The organism is Fictibacillus aquaticus, assembly GCF_002245695.1.
GTDB lineage: Bacteria > Bacillota > Bacilli > Bacillales > Fictibacillaceae > Fictibacillus > Fictibacillus aquaticus.
This window is the reverse complement of sequence record NZ_NOII01000002.1, coordinates 402,724-417,415: the sequence shown is the minus strand read 5'-3', so window position 1 is coordinate 417,415 and position 14,692 is coordinate 402,724. Positions and strand designations below refer to the sequence as shown.

General features: G+C 45.5%; 14 protein-coding genes. 10 read left to right on the top strand and 4 right to left on the bottom strand.

The window, feature by feature from the left end:
- Nucleotides 1-43: 43 nt before the first annotated feature.
- The 4 genes from ald (at nucleotide 44) to CGZ90_RS09945 (ending at nucleotide 3,664) form a co-directional block, all read left to right on the top strand.
- The gene (ald, locus tag CGZ90_RS09960) at nucleotides 44-1,165 is read left to right on the top strand and encodes an alanine dehydrogenase (RefSeq protein ID WP_094252331.1); all 1,122 of its coding nucleotides are present in this window, start codon (nucleotides 44-46) and stop codon (nucleotides 1,163-1,165) included.
- A 132-nt stretch (nucleotides 1,166-1,297) separates the two neighbouring features.
- Nucleotides 1,298-1,975 carry a metal-dependent hydrolase gene (locus CGZ90_RS09955; protein ID WP_094252329.1) on the top strand — a complete coding sequence of 226 codons (678 nt, stop codon included), beginning with the start codon at nucleotides 1,298-1,300 and terminating at the stop codon, nucleotides 1,973-1,975.
- Between the two features lie 52 nt (nucleotides 1,976-2,027).
- Nucleotides 2,028-2,267, top strand: coding sequence for a hypothetical protein (locus CGZ90_RS09950; protein WP_094252327.1), 240 nt, complete (start codon nucleotides 2,028-2,030; stop codon nucleotides 2,265-2,267).
- 80 nt (nucleotides 2,268-2,347) lie between these two features.
- Nucleotides 2,348-3,664: a DRTGG domain-containing protein gene (locus tag CGZ90_RS09945; protein ID WP_094252325.1), complete on the top strand. Its 1,317-nt coding sequence runs from the start codon at nucleotides 2,348-2,350 to the stop codon at nucleotides 3,662-3,664.
- 569 nt (nucleotides 3,665-4,233) lie between these two features.
- On the opposite strand, the gene CGZ90_RS09940 is transcribed toward CGZ90_RS09945, so the two are convergent.
- Nucleotides 4,234-4,524, bottom strand: coding sequence for a YtpI family protein (locus CGZ90_RS09940; protein WP_094252323.1), 291 nt, complete (start codon nucleotides 4,522-4,524; stop codon nucleotides 4,234-4,236).
- A gap of 101 nt (nucleotides 4,525-4,625) precedes the next feature.
- Between CGZ90_RS09940 and CGZ90_RS09935 the strand changes: the two genes are divergently transcribed.
- Nucleotides 4,626-5,573 carry a DHH family phosphoesterase gene (locus tag CGZ90_RS09935; RefSeq protein ID WP_094252321.1) on the top strand — a complete coding sequence of 316 codons (948 nt, stop codon included), beginning with the start codon at nucleotides 4,626-4,628 and terminating at the stop codon, nucleotides 5,571-5,573.
- Between the two features lie 590 nt (nucleotides 5,574-6,163).
- Here the strand turns inward: CGZ90_RS09935 and CGZ90_RS09930 are convergent.
- The 3 genes from CGZ90_RS09930 to CGZ90_RS09920 all read right to left on the bottom strand — a co-directional run bounded on the left by CGZ90_RS09930 (nucleotide 6,164) and on the right by CGZ90_RS09920 (nucleotide 7,306).
- Nucleotides 6,164-6,346 carry a YtzJ family protein gene (locus tag CGZ90_RS09930; protein WP_094252320.1) on the bottom strand — a complete coding sequence of 61 codons (183 nt, stop codon included), beginning with the start codon at nucleotides 6,344-6,346 and terminating at the stop codon, nucleotides 6,164-6,166.
- A 116-nt stretch (nucleotides 6,347-6,462) separates the two neighbouring features.
- Entirely contained in the window at nucleotides 6,463-6,972 is a 510-nt protein-coding gene (gene ytrI / locus CGZ90_RS09925; protein ID WP_094252318.1) for a sporulation membrane protein YtrI, read from the bottom strand.
- 1 nt (nucleotide 6,973) lies between these two features.
- Complete coding sequence (locus tag CGZ90_RS09920; protein WP_094252316.1) at nucleotides 6,974-7,306, bottom strand: YtrH family sporulation protein; 333 nt, start codon at nucleotides 7,304-7,306, stop codon at nucleotides 6,974-6,976.
- 122 nt (nucleotides 7,307-7,428) lie between these two features.
- Between CGZ90_RS09920 and CGZ90_RS09915 the strand changes: the two genes are divergently transcribed.
- The 5 genes from CGZ90_RS09915 (at nucleotide 7,429) to accA (ending at nucleotide 14,652) form a co-directional block, all read left to right on the top strand.
- Complete coding sequence (locus CGZ90_RS09915; RefSeq protein WP_094252314.1) at nucleotides 7,429-10,800, top strand: DNA polymerase III subunit alpha; 3,372 nt, start codon at nucleotides 7,429-7,431, stop codon at nucleotides 10,798-10,800.
- A gap of 112 nt (nucleotides 10,801-10,912) precedes the next feature.
- Nucleotides 10,913-12,148: an NADP-dependent malic enzyme gene (gene ystJ, locus CGZ90_RS09910; RefSeq protein ID WP_094252312.1), complete on the top strand. Its 1,236-nt coding sequence runs from the start codon at nucleotides 10,913-10,915 to the stop codon at nucleotides 12,146-12,148.
- Nucleotides 12,149-12,177: 29 nt separating this feature from the next.
- Nucleotides 12,178-12,795: a FadR/GntR family transcriptional regulator gene (locus CGZ90_RS09905; RefSeq protein WP_094252310.1), complete on the top strand. Its 618-nt coding sequence runs from the start codon at nucleotides 12,178-12,180 to the stop codon at nucleotides 12,793-12,795.
- A 23-nt stretch (nucleotides 12,796-12,818) separates the two neighbouring features.
- Complete coding sequence (gene accD, locus CGZ90_RS09900) at nucleotides 12,819-13,673, top strand: acetyl-CoA carboxylase, carboxyltransferase subunit beta (RefSeq protein WP_094252309.1); 855 nt, start codon at nucleotides 12,819-12,821, stop codon at nucleotides 13,671-13,673.
- Nucleotide 13,674: 1 nt separating this feature from the next.
- Nucleotides 13,675-14,652 carry an acetyl-CoA carboxylase carboxyl transferase subunit alpha gene (accA, locus tag CGZ90_RS09895; protein ID WP_094252307.1) on the top strand — a complete coding sequence of 326 codons (978 nt, stop codon included), beginning with the start codon at nucleotides 13,675-13,677 and terminating at the stop codon, nucleotides 14,650-14,652.
- Nucleotides 14,653-14,692: the final 40 nt, after the last annotated feature.

The following is a 14,692-nucleotide window of genomic DNA, read 5'->3' as shown; positions in this document are numbered from 1 at the left end:
TGCATGAAGATTTATATTTGTATCTTTACAGGAGGGATTGTTGATGAGAATTGGTGTGCCATCCGAAATAAAAAACAATGAAAACCGAGTGGCCATGACACCGGCCGGCGTTCTTAACCTCGTAGCTTCTGGCCATGAAGTATATATCCAGACAGGTGCAGGAGAAGGATCGGGCTTTGCAGACGAAGAGTATGAGCAGGCAGGAGGAAGCATTGTTGAATCCGCTGCCCAGGCTTGGTCGATGGACATGGTGATGAAAGTAAAAGAGCCGCTGCCGGAAGAATTTATTTATTTTCACGAAGGGCTCATCCTTTTCACATATCTTCACCTTGCGCCTGAGCCTGAACTGACAAAAGCGCTCACTGATAATAAAGTAGTGGCGATAGCGTATGAAACGGTGCAATTGCCAAACCGGACATTGCCGCTGTTAACACCGATGAGCGAGGTTGCCGGACGGATGGCTGCCCAGATCGGCGCACAGTTTCTAGAGAAGCCTAAAGGCGGGATGGGCATTCTGCTAGGCGGCGTTCCTGGTGTGAAAAGAGGCAAAGTGACAATCATCGGAGGCGGTGTAGTCGGAACGAATGCGGCAAAAATCGCGATGGGTCTCGGTGCCGATGTTACGATCATCGATTTGAACCCAGAGCGGCTGAGACAGCTGGATGATATTTTCGGTGCGGAGATCAACACTCTTATCTCTAATCCGCTCAATATCGCGCTTGCTGTGGCAGAGTCTGATCTAGTCATCGGAGGGGTGCTCATCCCGGGAGCGAGGGCACCGAAGCTTGTTACGGAAGAGATGATCAAATCGATGAAACCGGGTTCAGTTATTGTAGATGTGGCAATCGATCAGGGCGGAATTTTTGAGACGGTCGACCGGATCACCACTCATGACAATCCAACCTATGAAAAGCATGGCGTCCTGCATTATGCTGTAGCCAATATGCCAGGGGCAGTTCCAAGAACTTCGACCATCGCACTTACAAATGTGACGGTGCCTTATGCACTTCAAATCGCTAACAAAGGGTATTCAAAGGCTTGTCTCGATAATGAAGCGCTGCTACAAGGAATCAACACACTGAACGGTTATGTTACGTATCGCGCTGTCGCTGAAGCGCATGGCTTAGAATATAAAGAGGCAGGATTTCTTTTATCAACAATGTAACAGCAGGCACTTGCGGCTTTTAAGCCGTGGTGCTTTTTTTATTGGTATCCCAAAAAACGGTGTGATTTTTATTAAGAAAGGGAAGGGGAAAGTGATCCGAACTCGAAGTTTTTAATAAAGGAGCTGAAACATTTGAAAATCACTTATCATGGACATTCCGTATTACATGTAGAAACAGGGAGCAGTTCGATTTGGATCGATCCCTTCCTGACATACAATGGATTATGCAGTGCAAATCCGGATGAGGTAAAGGCAGATGTCATTCTGCTTACGCATGGCCATAATGATCATGTTGGGGATACGATTGATATCGCCAAACGGACAGGTGCACTTGTTGTAGCGCCATTCGAACTTGCCGAACATTTAGAGAAAAAAGGCTTGAAAACACATCCGATGCATATTGGCGGAGCAAGAGAGTTCGACTGGGGAAAAGTGAAGTTCACTCAGGCTTTTCATGGATCCAGCTTTACAGAAGAGGACGGCACCACCGTGTACACGGGGATGCCTGCAGGAATATTATTAACAGTCAACAATAAGACCATCTATCATGCAGGCGATACTGCGCTTTTTTCAGATATGAAAATGATTGGCGAGCGAAACTCAATCGATGCTGCATTTCTTCCTATTGGAGACAATTTTACGATGGGGCCTGAAGATGCAGTGGATGCCGCATCCTGGATCAATGCTAAGCTAACCGTTCCTATCCACTTTAATACATTTCCGGTTATAAAACAGGATGCACGTGCTTTTGTGGATAAACTCAAGGTGCCAGGAAGGGTGCTTGAAAGCGGCGAGACCATCTTCATATAATTATTCTAACCTCCCTTACGCGGCATACGTATAAAGCAGGGAGGTTATTTATATGCAAAATAATGTGCTTCTTAAGCTTCTGCTGCTGTCCTACCTTTTGTATATTGGAAGAAGCGTGTTCGTTTTTTCCCCTGACAGTACAGCCTTTATCTTTACGTCTTGCTGGATGATACTCGCTCTCCTTTTTGCTGCAGGCCAATTTTCTGTACAAGCAAAACGGCAGAAAGCAGCAAAGGCGGTTAGCCGGCACACAGAGCTTCAGCAAAGGTTAAGGGAAAATTCGGGAGGTTGAGAATATCTTTCCAACCCTGTATAATCTGTATTAATAAAGTTAATGAAACAGATAGATACAGTTGGAAAGAAGTGAAGCCGGTGTCGACGAAACATGAACAAATCCTGCAGCATATCGAAACGCTTGAAATCGGTTCGAAAATCTCTGTGCGCCAAGTCGCTAAAGATCTGGCGGTCAGTGAAGGAACAGCTTACAGAGCCATTAAAGAAGCTGAAAACCAAGGGCTTGTCAGCACGATTGAACGTGTTGGGACGATCAGGATCGAACGGAAGGCCAAAGAGAACATCGAAAAGCTGACCTTTGCGGAAGTCGTCAACATTGTGGACGGCCAAGTACTCGGCGGCCGTGAAGGTTTGCACAAAACGTTGAATAAGTTTGTGATCGGTGCGATGAAGCTTGAGGCGATGATGAGATACGTTGAAGCGGGAAGCCTGCTAATTGTAGGAAACCGGACGAACGCCCATGAACTCGGTCTTAAAGCAGGGAGCGCTATACTTATCACTGGTGGCTTTGATACGGAAGAGGATGTAAAAAAACTTGCAGATGAGCTGAAACTGCCGGTTATTTCAACATCGTATGATACATTTACGGTCGCAACGATGATCAACCGCGCGATATCAGACCAGCTGATTAAAAAAGAAATCGTTCTTGCATCGGATATATTAATCCCGATCGATGGCACGTATTACCTGAAGCAGAGCGACGAGGTAAAAAAGTGGCATGAGCTGAACCAGGAAACAAAGCACAGCCGATATCCAGTTGTGGATAAACAGATGAGGATCACAGGTGTCGTCACTTCTAAAGATATCATCGGAGTGCCTGTTGAGACGGTTATTGAAAGAGTGATGACAAGATCACCGCTTACGGTTACCGAAAAAACTTCTGTTGCTTCGTGCGCACATATGATGATCTGGGAAGGAATCGAACTGCTTCCGGTTATTTCTGCCAGTCATAAGCTGATCGGTATCTTAACAAGACAAGATGTTCTAAAAGCTCTTCAGATGATGCAAAAACAGCCACAGATCGCAGCGACCTTTGATGATATGGTAACGGCCGAGATGAGAGAAATTAAAGAAGGACAGCAAGTGAAGTATGAGTGCGCTATTACCCCACAGATGACTAATCCTCTCGGAACAGTGTCTTACGGTGTAATGATGACGCTCGTCACAGAAGCTGCTCGGAAAGTGCTGAGACGGATCAAGCGCGGGGACCTCGTTGTCGAGAATGTAACCTTTTACTATATTAAACCTGTACAGATGGAGAACATCGTCACGATCTCGCCGCGTGTGATCGAGATGAGCAGAAAGTTCGGGAAGATGGACATAGAGCTTTACCTTGAAGATACACTCGTTGGCAAAGCACTGCTGATGGCCCAGTTGATCGATCATAGACCATAAGAAAAAAGCCTTGTAAGGCAAGAGACCACAGCTTTACTAACAAATGCTGCACGGTGATCTCCGCTCCAGGGTGCTGAGCTTTCCGCGGGGCGTGCGGTGAGCCCCTTTGCCGCTACGCGCCCTAAAGGGTCTCACCTTCCCGCTCGTCCCGCTGGAGTCTCGCACCCTTCCGCTCCAATCACTACATGTTTTCATCCACCAATGAATAGAAACAAACCACAAAAAAGGGCCAAACCAACTCGTAGTGTCGAGCGGTATGACCCTTTCTTCTGTAATATAAAAGCATTAAAAGCGAAGGCTTCTGAAACGACTATTATAAAGAGAAAACGGTAGAATTTAACTTGTTTTCAGTAGAATGCACTCGCTTGATCATCTAGAATTCATCATTGACTAAGTTGATTGGAGTGTAAGGCGCCGACTCCAGCGGGATGAGTGAGATAGGTGAGACCTTCCAATGGCGCGTGCGCCGGAAGGGCTCACCGCTCACCCCGCGGAAAGCGTGCGCCTGAAACGGAAATCAACTACTTCTCTGAATTCTATAATAGCATTATAATTTACGGAAAATCCGGCTATTGCATCTCTTTCTGTGCAAGCGGCTGAAAATGTTTATAGCTTTTAAATCCTGTGTAAAGCAGTGCGATTCCGTAAACCGCAAAAACGATCGCGATCCAGAGCTGAAGCTTCGTTTCGATGCCAGAAAGTTCGTTCAGTCCGAAAGACAGAAGGAACGAACCAAGAGCCAATCTCGATTTGGAACCGTTCCAAGCTTTAATATATGGATTTCTTGCCCGGACTTCTCTAACTTTATAGAAGGCATAAAGAGAAAAGGATAGAATTATAAGAATAACAAATATCGGCATTTGAACACCTCGGTGCAAAATTTTCTAATCGTCCAGTCCGTTTTTTATTGTACTTCTTTTTCAGTATTTTTGCCAGAACGTTTCATGAAAGGGGAGCATCCATGAAAGCAGAGATTCTCGAGAATATAAAAAAATATGACCGTATCATCATACACCGGCACGTCAGGCCAGACCCCGATGCCCTCGGTTCGCAGGGCGGGCTCGCACAAATAATCAAAGACAGTTTTCCTGATAAAGAAGTGTATATGGCAGGCGAGGAGATTGATTCTCTGACTTTTCTCGTGAAAATGGACGAGATAACAGATGAAATGTATGAAGGGGCTCTGGTCATCGTATGTGATACAGCCAATTCTCCCCGGATCAGCGATCAGAGGTACCGCTTAGGGGATAAAGTCATTAAAATAGACCATCATCCAAATGAAGATCCATATGGTGACCTTCTCTGGGTCGATACAAACGCTAGTTCCGTCAGTGAGATGATCATGGATTTTGGCCTGTCCGGCCGTGAACAAGGACTTGTTCTGACAAAAGAAACAGCGAGGCTTCTGTATGCCGGAATCGTGGGTGATACAGGCAGGTTCCTTTATTCCAATACGACAGAACGCACTTTTCGTTATGCGGCAGAGCTTATTGCAGCCGGAGTATCCACGCATGAAATATACGAGGGTCTGTATAAAACATCTGAGCCGCTCGCGCGCTTGACAGGATATGTGATGGAGCATTTTAAGACGTATGACAGCGGAAGAGTCGGCAGCATGCATCTGACAAAAGACATTCTTGTAAAGTACGGTGTGACGGTCAGCGAGGCATCGCTTTTAGTGAATGCTTTCTCTCACGTAGAGGGAATGCTTGCATGGGCATTCTTTGTAGATGAGCCAGACCAGGTCAGAGTGAGAATCCGTTCAAAGGGACCAGTTGTGAATGTTCTTGCACGGCAGTTTAATGGAGGCGGACATCCGAGATCTTCAGGTGCCACCGTCTATACAGCAGAGGATACTCAAAAGGTTATCGAGGGATTGAGACGTATTGTGAGTGATTATACTTTTTAAAGTGCTCATTATTACCGGCACTTTTCAGAAGACATTTTTCGAAATTGATTGTTGCTTTTGAACGATTTGTTGTTAGAAAGTTCGGCGGAGTTGCGACTGAAGCTTCAACGTCTAATACTGAGAGATACATCTACCAGGGCTTTAATTGCTATTACTGGCACATTCATCACCTACGCTGGGTCATCTTGAATCCATCATTGAAAAAGTTGATCGGAGTGTAAGGTGCCGACTCCTCGAAAATGAAGGTCACATTTTCTTCGTGCGATGTCTTGCCGCGTAGCCTTCCTTATCCTGCGGGACAAGCGGTCAGGTGAGACACTCAATGGCGCGTAGCGGCGAGTGGCTCACTTGTCCAGCAGAAAACGGCTAGCCCCTCGAGGTCAAAAGGGCAAGTGTCCAATAAGTCAAAGACCGACTTACCGGCCCCTTTCCCTTTTGCTTGTCGGGGCTGAACGAGCCAACCCGTGCTTTTCGCCATGCCCCGCGGAAAGCGTGCGCCTGAAACGGAGATCAACCTCTTCACTGACTCCTATAAAAGGCAGCGTAGTATAATATACATCCAACAAAAAAAGACCTCCTTACTGGGGGTCTTAACTTTTCTGGGGAATAAACCACGAGCCGACATCGGTTACATCCTCGTGAACGTCCAGCTTCAATTTTTCGATTTCTTTTTTAATAAGGTCGACGACTTCCTTTGTTTCAGCAAAGGCTGAAAATCCGTTCTGAAGTTCTTTAACCTTAGCACGAGCCAGTTCTTTACGGTTAATGATCATGTCTGATTTCCCCCTACTTATTTATATATATTAGTTTATACAAAAATTCAGTCATTTGCCATGTGTATGCCCAAAGTGTCATGAAATAGTAAAATTAGGCGTTGAAAGAGATGGGATCAGGAGGAAATCTGGCTGCTGATGTGTATGTGAATCTCAAGTTTTGTGTATAAAAATAAATTGGTGACCCGTACCTTGTACGAGTGGTCATCGATAATGAATGTTTTGTTTTCAATCGTTTTTCTGAGAAGCAGCTCGCTTTTGGCCACGGTTTCAATGTCCTGTCCGATCAAGTGGTGTGTTTCTTCCAACACACGCTGTGAGACTTTTAATATATCAAGCTGCGGAGCTTTAAGCTCATGGGTATTAACGACCCTAACTTTTATATCCTGCACCTTCAGCTTTTTGGCGATTTCTTCATTATTCTTTTCGTAATCGGAGATAATGAGTTTTTGAGAGCTTTTTAGATTGCGGATCTGCTCTTTTTGACTCAATATCATCTTAATGTACCTTTCCTGAAACATGCCGTATTGCGTCAGAAAGAATACCCAGCCCAATAGGAAGCCGATAGCCAGGCCAGCAAAAAATCGCTGATATCCCTTTCTTTGAAAATATGGAGGGATTCGCATATCAGCTCAAGTTTTCTTGTGTCAGCCATTGAAGCAGGAGCATGGCGGAATTTGCACCTGCCATGGCAACTAGAATATAGGAGAGCTGCTTAAATATTTCGAAGGTCGAACCGTTTACAAACCCGCGTTCAAAGTTGCTGATCGTGTCAAAAGTACCTCCAATTGCCGCAACGATGGCCCAAATCTTCAGTTTTTTTGCGAGCTCCACCGTTTCCATCATCGGCGCCTTTCCAACGAGGAATGAAGCAAGCCCGCCAACGAGGGCACCGCCTAAAATGACCCCAAAGGCAATAAAGAAATCTATAATTATATTCGATATAAAATCACGTACCATAACCTGTCCCCCCTTTATATTCAATGTATGGGTGAGAGGCGCTGTGTATGCTTTTATATTGAGACTGTGAATGGTCCGGTATACTATAAGGATACAGAATTAAATAAGGGGGTAAGTCTGCCATGTTCGTTCCGCTTCATATACATACAGAATACAGCCTGCTTGAAAGCTCATGCAGACTTCAAGGCCTTGTCAGCCGGGCATCTGAGCTCGGAATGACTTCACTGGCCATCACGGACAAAGGCAACATGTATGGCGCGCTTGCCTTTTATAAAGCTTGCAAAGAAAAAGGGATCCAGCCGATTATCGGATTGGAAATTGAGGTTATTCCAATTGAAGCGGTTTCTGCCAAAAACGGCCGGCTTCTGCTTTACGCGAAAAATAAAAAAGGGTACGAAAATCTATTAAAATTAAGCACATATATTCAGCGTGATGCTCCAGCATCTGACAAGGGTGTACCTAAAGAACTGCTGCATCGCCATAGAGATGGGCTGGCTGCCGTTTCGACGGGGATAGAAGGGGAAATCCAGCTGCTGCTGGGAGAAGGAGCATCCTGTCTTGAAGAAACGCTGTCACTTTATACAGAATGGTTTGAAGGAAGCTTTTATTTAGGACTCGAAGACCATGGGACTGGGCGGGAAAAAACAATAAACATGGATATCGTTTCCCTTTCAAGGCGTTACCATATTCCACTGGCTGCGATGAACGAAACATATTATACCGATCGTGCCGATTCCAAAGCACACCACATCCTGCTGTGTATAAAACATGGAGCGAAAGAACGGGACAGCGCCAGTATTGCGCTGCCGACTGACGAGTATTATTTAAAATCAGCAAAAGAGATGGAAGAACGGTTTGATTATGAAATAGAAGCTGTGCATAATACAAAGAAAATAGCACAGAGCTGCCAGCTTGAACTGGATCTTGGTGTACCGATGCTGCCCAGCTATCCGCTTCCTGAGGGCACTTCCGCTTTTGAGTATTTAAAAGAGCGTTGTATGGTCGGTGCCAAGGAGCGCTATGGTGAGCTGACAACACCAGTCATAGAGCGGATAAAGTATGAACTCTCAATTATCCGAAACATGAAATTTGAAGATTATTTCCTCATTGTCTGGGATTTTATGAAGTTTGCTCACGAATCTCATATGATAACCGGCCCTGGGAGGGGATCTGCCGCAGGTTCGATCATTGCTTATGTTTTAAAGATTACAAGTGTCGATCCGCTAGAACACGGCCTTCTGTTTGAACGCTTCCTCAACCCTGAGCGCATATCGATGCCAGATATCGATATCGACTTTCCTGATACGAGAAGGGAGGAAGTACTGCAGTATGTAGCCTCCAAATATGGACGTGAGCATGTTGCGCAGATTATCACGTTTGGCACACTCGCTGCCAAAGCAGCTGTACGTGATGCGGGAAGGGTGATGGATACACCTGGTGAAGTGGTGGACAAGACGGCTAAGCTTATACCGTCACGCCCAGGCATTACCTTGAGAGCAGCTATGAAAGAATCGTACGGTTTTGAAAAAGCTTATACAGAGGATGAGGCTGTCCGCAGACTCGTTGATGTGGCTATGACGCTTGAAGGGCTTCCGCGTCATGCTTCTACTCACGCCGCCGGGGTTGTGATCAGCTCGGACCCTCTCTCTAATCATGTTCCTCTGCAGGAAGGACATGGGGGCATTCCGCTGACACAGTTCAGCATGGAATGGCTGGAAGAAGCAGGGCTTCTTAAAATGGACTTTTTAGGGTTAAGAAACTTATCTCTTATTGAAGAAATTATCTCATCCGTTCATAATAGAACGGGTTTTAAGGTGGAACTTTCCGAAATTCCGTTAGATGACAGCAAAACATTTGAGCTTCTTGGAAAAGGCGATACGACAGGTGTATTTCAGTTAGAATCGGATGGTATGAGGAAGGTGCTGCAGAAGCTGAAGCCGACCGGGTTTGAGGACATTGTAGCAGTCAATGCGCTCTACAGGCCGGGACCGATGCAGAACATCCCTGATTATATAGAAGGCAAGCATGGAAACAAAAAAGTGACATACCCTCATCCAGATCTTGAACCTATCTTGAGTCCAACCTACGGTGTCATCGTGTATCAAGAGCAAATCATGCAGATTGCTTCAAAAGCGGCGGGTTTTTCTCTTGGTGAAGCTGATCTGCTGCGGCGTGCTGTAGGGAAAAAGAAGAGGGATATATTAATCAAGGAACGGACGCATTTTGTGGAAGGGTGCCTTGTTAATGGATACAGCAGTGAAACAGCAGAGTCGCTTTACGATCTGATCGTCCGTTTTGCTGATTATGGCTTTAATCGCAGCCACGCTGTTGCCTATAGTGTCATCGCCTATCAGCTGGCTTATTTAAAAGCCAATTACCCACTAGACTTTATGGCGGCTCTATTATCGAGTGTTATCGGTAACCCGGATAAAACGAATGCCTATATAAAAGAATCCCGTCATAAAGGGATCCCGGTTCTTCCTCCTTGTGTAAAAAAGAGCGGCATTTCGTTCCGTGCTGAAGAGAATGCTGTACGGTTCGGTCTCTTATCCATTAAAAATGCGGGTCTGCAGGCGATCCGCCACATTGAAGAAATTAACAGCAAAAAAGCTTTTGAAGACGTGTTTGACCTTTGTGCTCGCTGCAGTACGAAAAAAGTGAACAAGCGGACGCTCGAATCTTTGATTTTTGCCGGAGCGATGGACTGTTTCGGCCAAGAACGCTCCACTCTTCTTGCAACGCTCGATTCCGCGCTGGAGTATGGTGAAAAGTTACAATCTTTGCAGGGGCAGGAACAATATATACTATTTAATGACAAAGAAGGAATTCCAAAGCCAAGTTATGTAGAGGTCCCGCCCCTCAAGGAAAATGAAAGGCTAGCTTTTGAGCAGGAAGCGCTTGGTTTTTATTTTTCTTCTCACCCTGTCGAGCGGTACCGCAGCCATCTAGATCAATGGAACAGCCAGAATGTTCACTCTCTTTTGCAGCTTGATAAAAAACAGGAAGTAAGAGCTGGAATTATGATTGATAAAGTCAGGGTGATTAAGACGAAAAAAGGGGATATGATGGCTTTTATCAGTTGCAGTGATGAAACAGGCGAGACAGAGGCTGTTGCCTTTCCTGAAGCATATAAAGCTTATCACGGACTGTTATTAAAAGGTGAACTGCTTTTCGTAGAAGGGACTGTTGAGAAGCGCAACGAATCAGGACAGCTGCTTATTCGAAAAGTGATGCCGCTTGCCAAGCTGCCTTCTAAAAAAGAAGGGAATACTAGTATTCTGTATGTTAAGTTCAGCAATGGAAGAGAAGAGAGAACGATTTCGGCTGCTGCTGAAATACTGTCAGGTTCTCAAGGTGAGACATCCGTAATCCTGTATGATGAACAGACAGGGAAAAAAGTGAAGCTGAAGCAGACAGTAAGTGCGGATAAAAGTCTTATTGAAGAACTTCAAGCGATAACAGGTGAAGAGAATGTTATTTTAAAAGAAAAATAACCGTTTTACAGTCTGTTAACATTTGTTATAATGGTTAAGTCAATGCAGTGGTCTGACCACCTCCTAATTGGCTTATCAAACTATAAACTTTTGAATATTAGGAGATGAAAAAATGTCTATTTTAAGAGAAGAAGCACTGCATATCCACAGAGTGAACAAAGGGAAGCTGGAATCGAAGTCGAAGGTGCCGGTCCGTAATGCGAAGGACCTCAGCCTTGCCTATTCGCCTGGTGTAGCAGAGCCATGCAAGGACATATACGATGACAAATCCAAAGTATACGAGTATACAATGAAAGGCAATACGGTAGCTGTCGTTTCGGACGGCACCGCAGTTCTTGGTCTTGGCAACATCGGGCCAGAAGCAGCTCTTCCTGTAATGGAAGGGAAAGCGGTCCTCTTCAAGAGCTTTGCAGGAGTAGACGCTTTTCCGATCTGCCTGAATACAACTGATGTCGAAAAGATCATTGAGACAGTAAAGCTTCTCGAGCCAACGTTCGGCGGCGTTAACCTGGAAGATATTGCAGCTCCGAACTGCTTTGTGGTGGAAGAGAGACTAAAAAAGGAAACGAACATACCGATTTTCCATGACGACCAGCATGGAACAGCGATCGTAACCCTTGCCGGTCTTGTCAACGCCCTTAAGCTTACTGGAAGAGAAATGGGCAAAATCAGGGTTGTCGTTAATGGAGCAGGTGCTGCAGGTATTGCCATCATAAAGCTTCTTGACCGTTTTGGTGTAAAGGAAATCATTATGTGTGATACAAAAGGTGCAATTTTTGACGGCCGTTCTTATGGGATGAACCCTGTGAAGAGCGAAGTGGCGCGCTTTACGAACCGTCAAAAGATAGAAGGTACACTCGGTGACGTGATTGCTGGAGCAGACGTGTTTGTTGGAGTTTCCGTTAAAGGCGCTCTAACGAAGGAAATGGTTGCTTCCATGAACCCTGATCCGATCATTTTTGCGATGGCTAATCCGGATCCGGAAATTATGCCGGAAGAAGCGAGAGATGCTGGCGCAAAAGTTATCGGTACAGGTAGATCAGATTTCCCGAACCAGGTGAACAACGTGCTTGCCTTCCCGGGTATATTCCGCGGCGCATTAGATGTTAGAGCGACTCACATTAACGAAGAGATGAAGATTGCGGCCGTACATGCGATCGCTAACCTTGTAGATCCGACGGAGCTGGCTGCTGAATATGTTATTCCGGCACCATTTGATCCGCGTGTTGCTCCAGCTGTTGCAGCGGCAGTAGCGACGGCAGCTATGGAGACAGGTGTTGCGCGCATAAAGGTTAACCCTGAGGATGTCGCTGAGAAAACACGAAAGCTGGCAATTATCGGAAAATAAAGATTTGATTTGCTGCAAAGGAGAAAGGAATGTCAATCGAGCCTGTTGAAAAAGTTTATATTGAAATATTAAAAAAGATTAAAGCTATAATCTCTGAAGATGGGCTGCAGGCTGGAGACAAGCTCCCATCGGAAAGAGAACTGACTGACAGGCTCGGTGCTTCCCGCTCTTCTGTACGTGAAGCACTAAGGGCCCTGGAACTGCTGGGCCTGATTGGGACTCGCAGGGGGGAAGGCACCTTTATACGTGAGGCTACTGGACACCGCCTAGTTGAAGTCCTGGCATCTTTTATACTAAATGATTCAAAGGCTCAGGAGGATCTTGCAGAAACAAGGCATATTATCATTAAAGACTGTGCCGGACTTGCCAGCAGCAGGATTACAAGCAGTGAACTTGAAGAGCTGGAGCTTCTTGCTGCCGAGGCAGTTACTGTTCCTGAGAAAGCTAAGGAATTTGAGAAAAAACTGATTCAGTCAGGAAAGAATCACCTGTTATACCGCCTTTACGTAGAGCTTAATGGATATGACACAGCATTCGCTGCAGCGCCAGCACTGACAAAGGAAGACTGCCTCTCTATTATTGAGGCTCTCCGGTCAAAAGACAGCATGACCATTGCAGACATTCTAAAAAAACAAACTATGAAATAAGTACACTGATAGGTGGTGTTCATTTGTTAAAAGACTTTTTTGCTAAAAAGAAGAAGTATGCCACAATTCCGTCAGAAAAAGTAAAACAGGATGTTCCCGAAGGCTTGATGTCTAAGTGCCCTGGGTGCAAAAGTATCCTGTATACAAAAGAATTGAAGAAAAACCTTTATGTTTGTCAATCGTGCCAATATCACTATCCGATGAATTCAAAGGAACGTATTGATAGCCTTCTTGATACGGGGACTTTTACAGAGTTTGATAAAGATATGATTTCAGCTAATCCGCTCGGGTTTCCTGGATATCTTGACAAACTTGAAAGCGACCGGAAGAAAACAAATATTAATGAAGCGGTTGTAACAGGCGAAGGAACGATCTCTGGATTTCCTGCTGTCATCGCAGTGATGGATTCCCGATTTCGTATGGGAAGCATGGGATCAGTTGTCGGTGAAAAAATCACAAGAGCGATTGAACAGGCTGCACAGAAAAAGATGCCATTCTTGATCTTCACAGCATCCGGCGGAGCGAGAATGCAAGAAGGTGTCCTGTCGCTGATGCAGATGGCAAAAACATCTGTCGCATTACGCAGGCTGAGCGATGAAGGGCAGCTGTTTATTTCCATCATGACTCACCCGACTACTGGTGGAGTATCAGCTAGTTTTGCTTCTGTAGGAGATTACAATTTTGCCGAGCCAGGAGCTCTTATAGGCTTTGCCGGCAGAAGGATCATCGAACAGACGATCAGACAGGAACTGCCTGAAGATTTTCAGACTTCCGAATTTCTCCTGAAGCACGGCCAGCTGGACTCAGTCGTACCGCGGCCAGAAATGAAATCAACTCTTACAAAAGTATTGAAAATTCATCATGAGGGGAGGCGTTAGTATGGCAGGAGAATTAGAGTTTGAACGTCCGATCAGCGAACTGGAAAAGAAAATTGCAGAACTGAGGAGCTTTATGGCCGAGAAAGGAATCGATCTAAGCGATGAGATCAGCCGTCTCGAGGAAAAGCTTTCTGGTCTTCAGCAAAACACATATGAAAACATAAAGCCGTGGGACAGAGTTCAGATCGCCCGCCATGCAGAACGCCCAACAACTCTCGATTATATTTCACTGCTGATGACTGATTTCATGGAGCTTCACGGTGACAGGCTTTATGCGGATGACGCTGCAATCGTTGGCGGAATTGCTATGTACAAAGATGTCCCTGTTACGGTTATCGGCCATCAGCGCGGCAAAGACACCAAAGAGAACTTAAGAAGAAACTTTGGAATGCCGCATCCAGAGGGCTACCGTAAAGCGCTTCGATTGATGAAACAGGCGGAAAAATTCGGGCGCCCTATCATCTGCTTTATTGATACAAAAGGCGCTTACCCTGGAAAAGCTGCAGAAGAGCGGGGCCAGAGCGAAGCTATCGCCCGCAACCTTGTGGAGATGGCTGGGCTGAAGGTGCCTGTCATCTGTATCGTGATCGGTGAGGGAGGAAGCGGCGGCGCTCTTGCACTTGGAGTTGGAAACCATGTTCATATGCTGGAAAACTCCACTTATTCGGTTATATCTCCAGAAGGAGCGGCAGCTATTCTTTGGAAAGATGCTTCTCAGGCAAAACGTGCTGCGGAATCTATGAAGATAACGGCTCCAGATTTAAAAGAATTAGGCATTATCGATGAAATCATCACAGAGGTAAAAGGCGGTGCACACCGGGATAAACGTGAGCAGGCGGCTATGATTGATGCTGTCATCACCCAGTCGCTGGAAGAACTGTTAAATTTATCGGAAGATGAGCTTATCGAGCAGCGATATAAAAAATATAAAAAAATCGGACAATTTTCGTTTGTAACCGATTCCATTGTTGTTAAATAAGGAATGTGCTTTCTCTGCCCAGAGAGAGCGCATTTTTTTG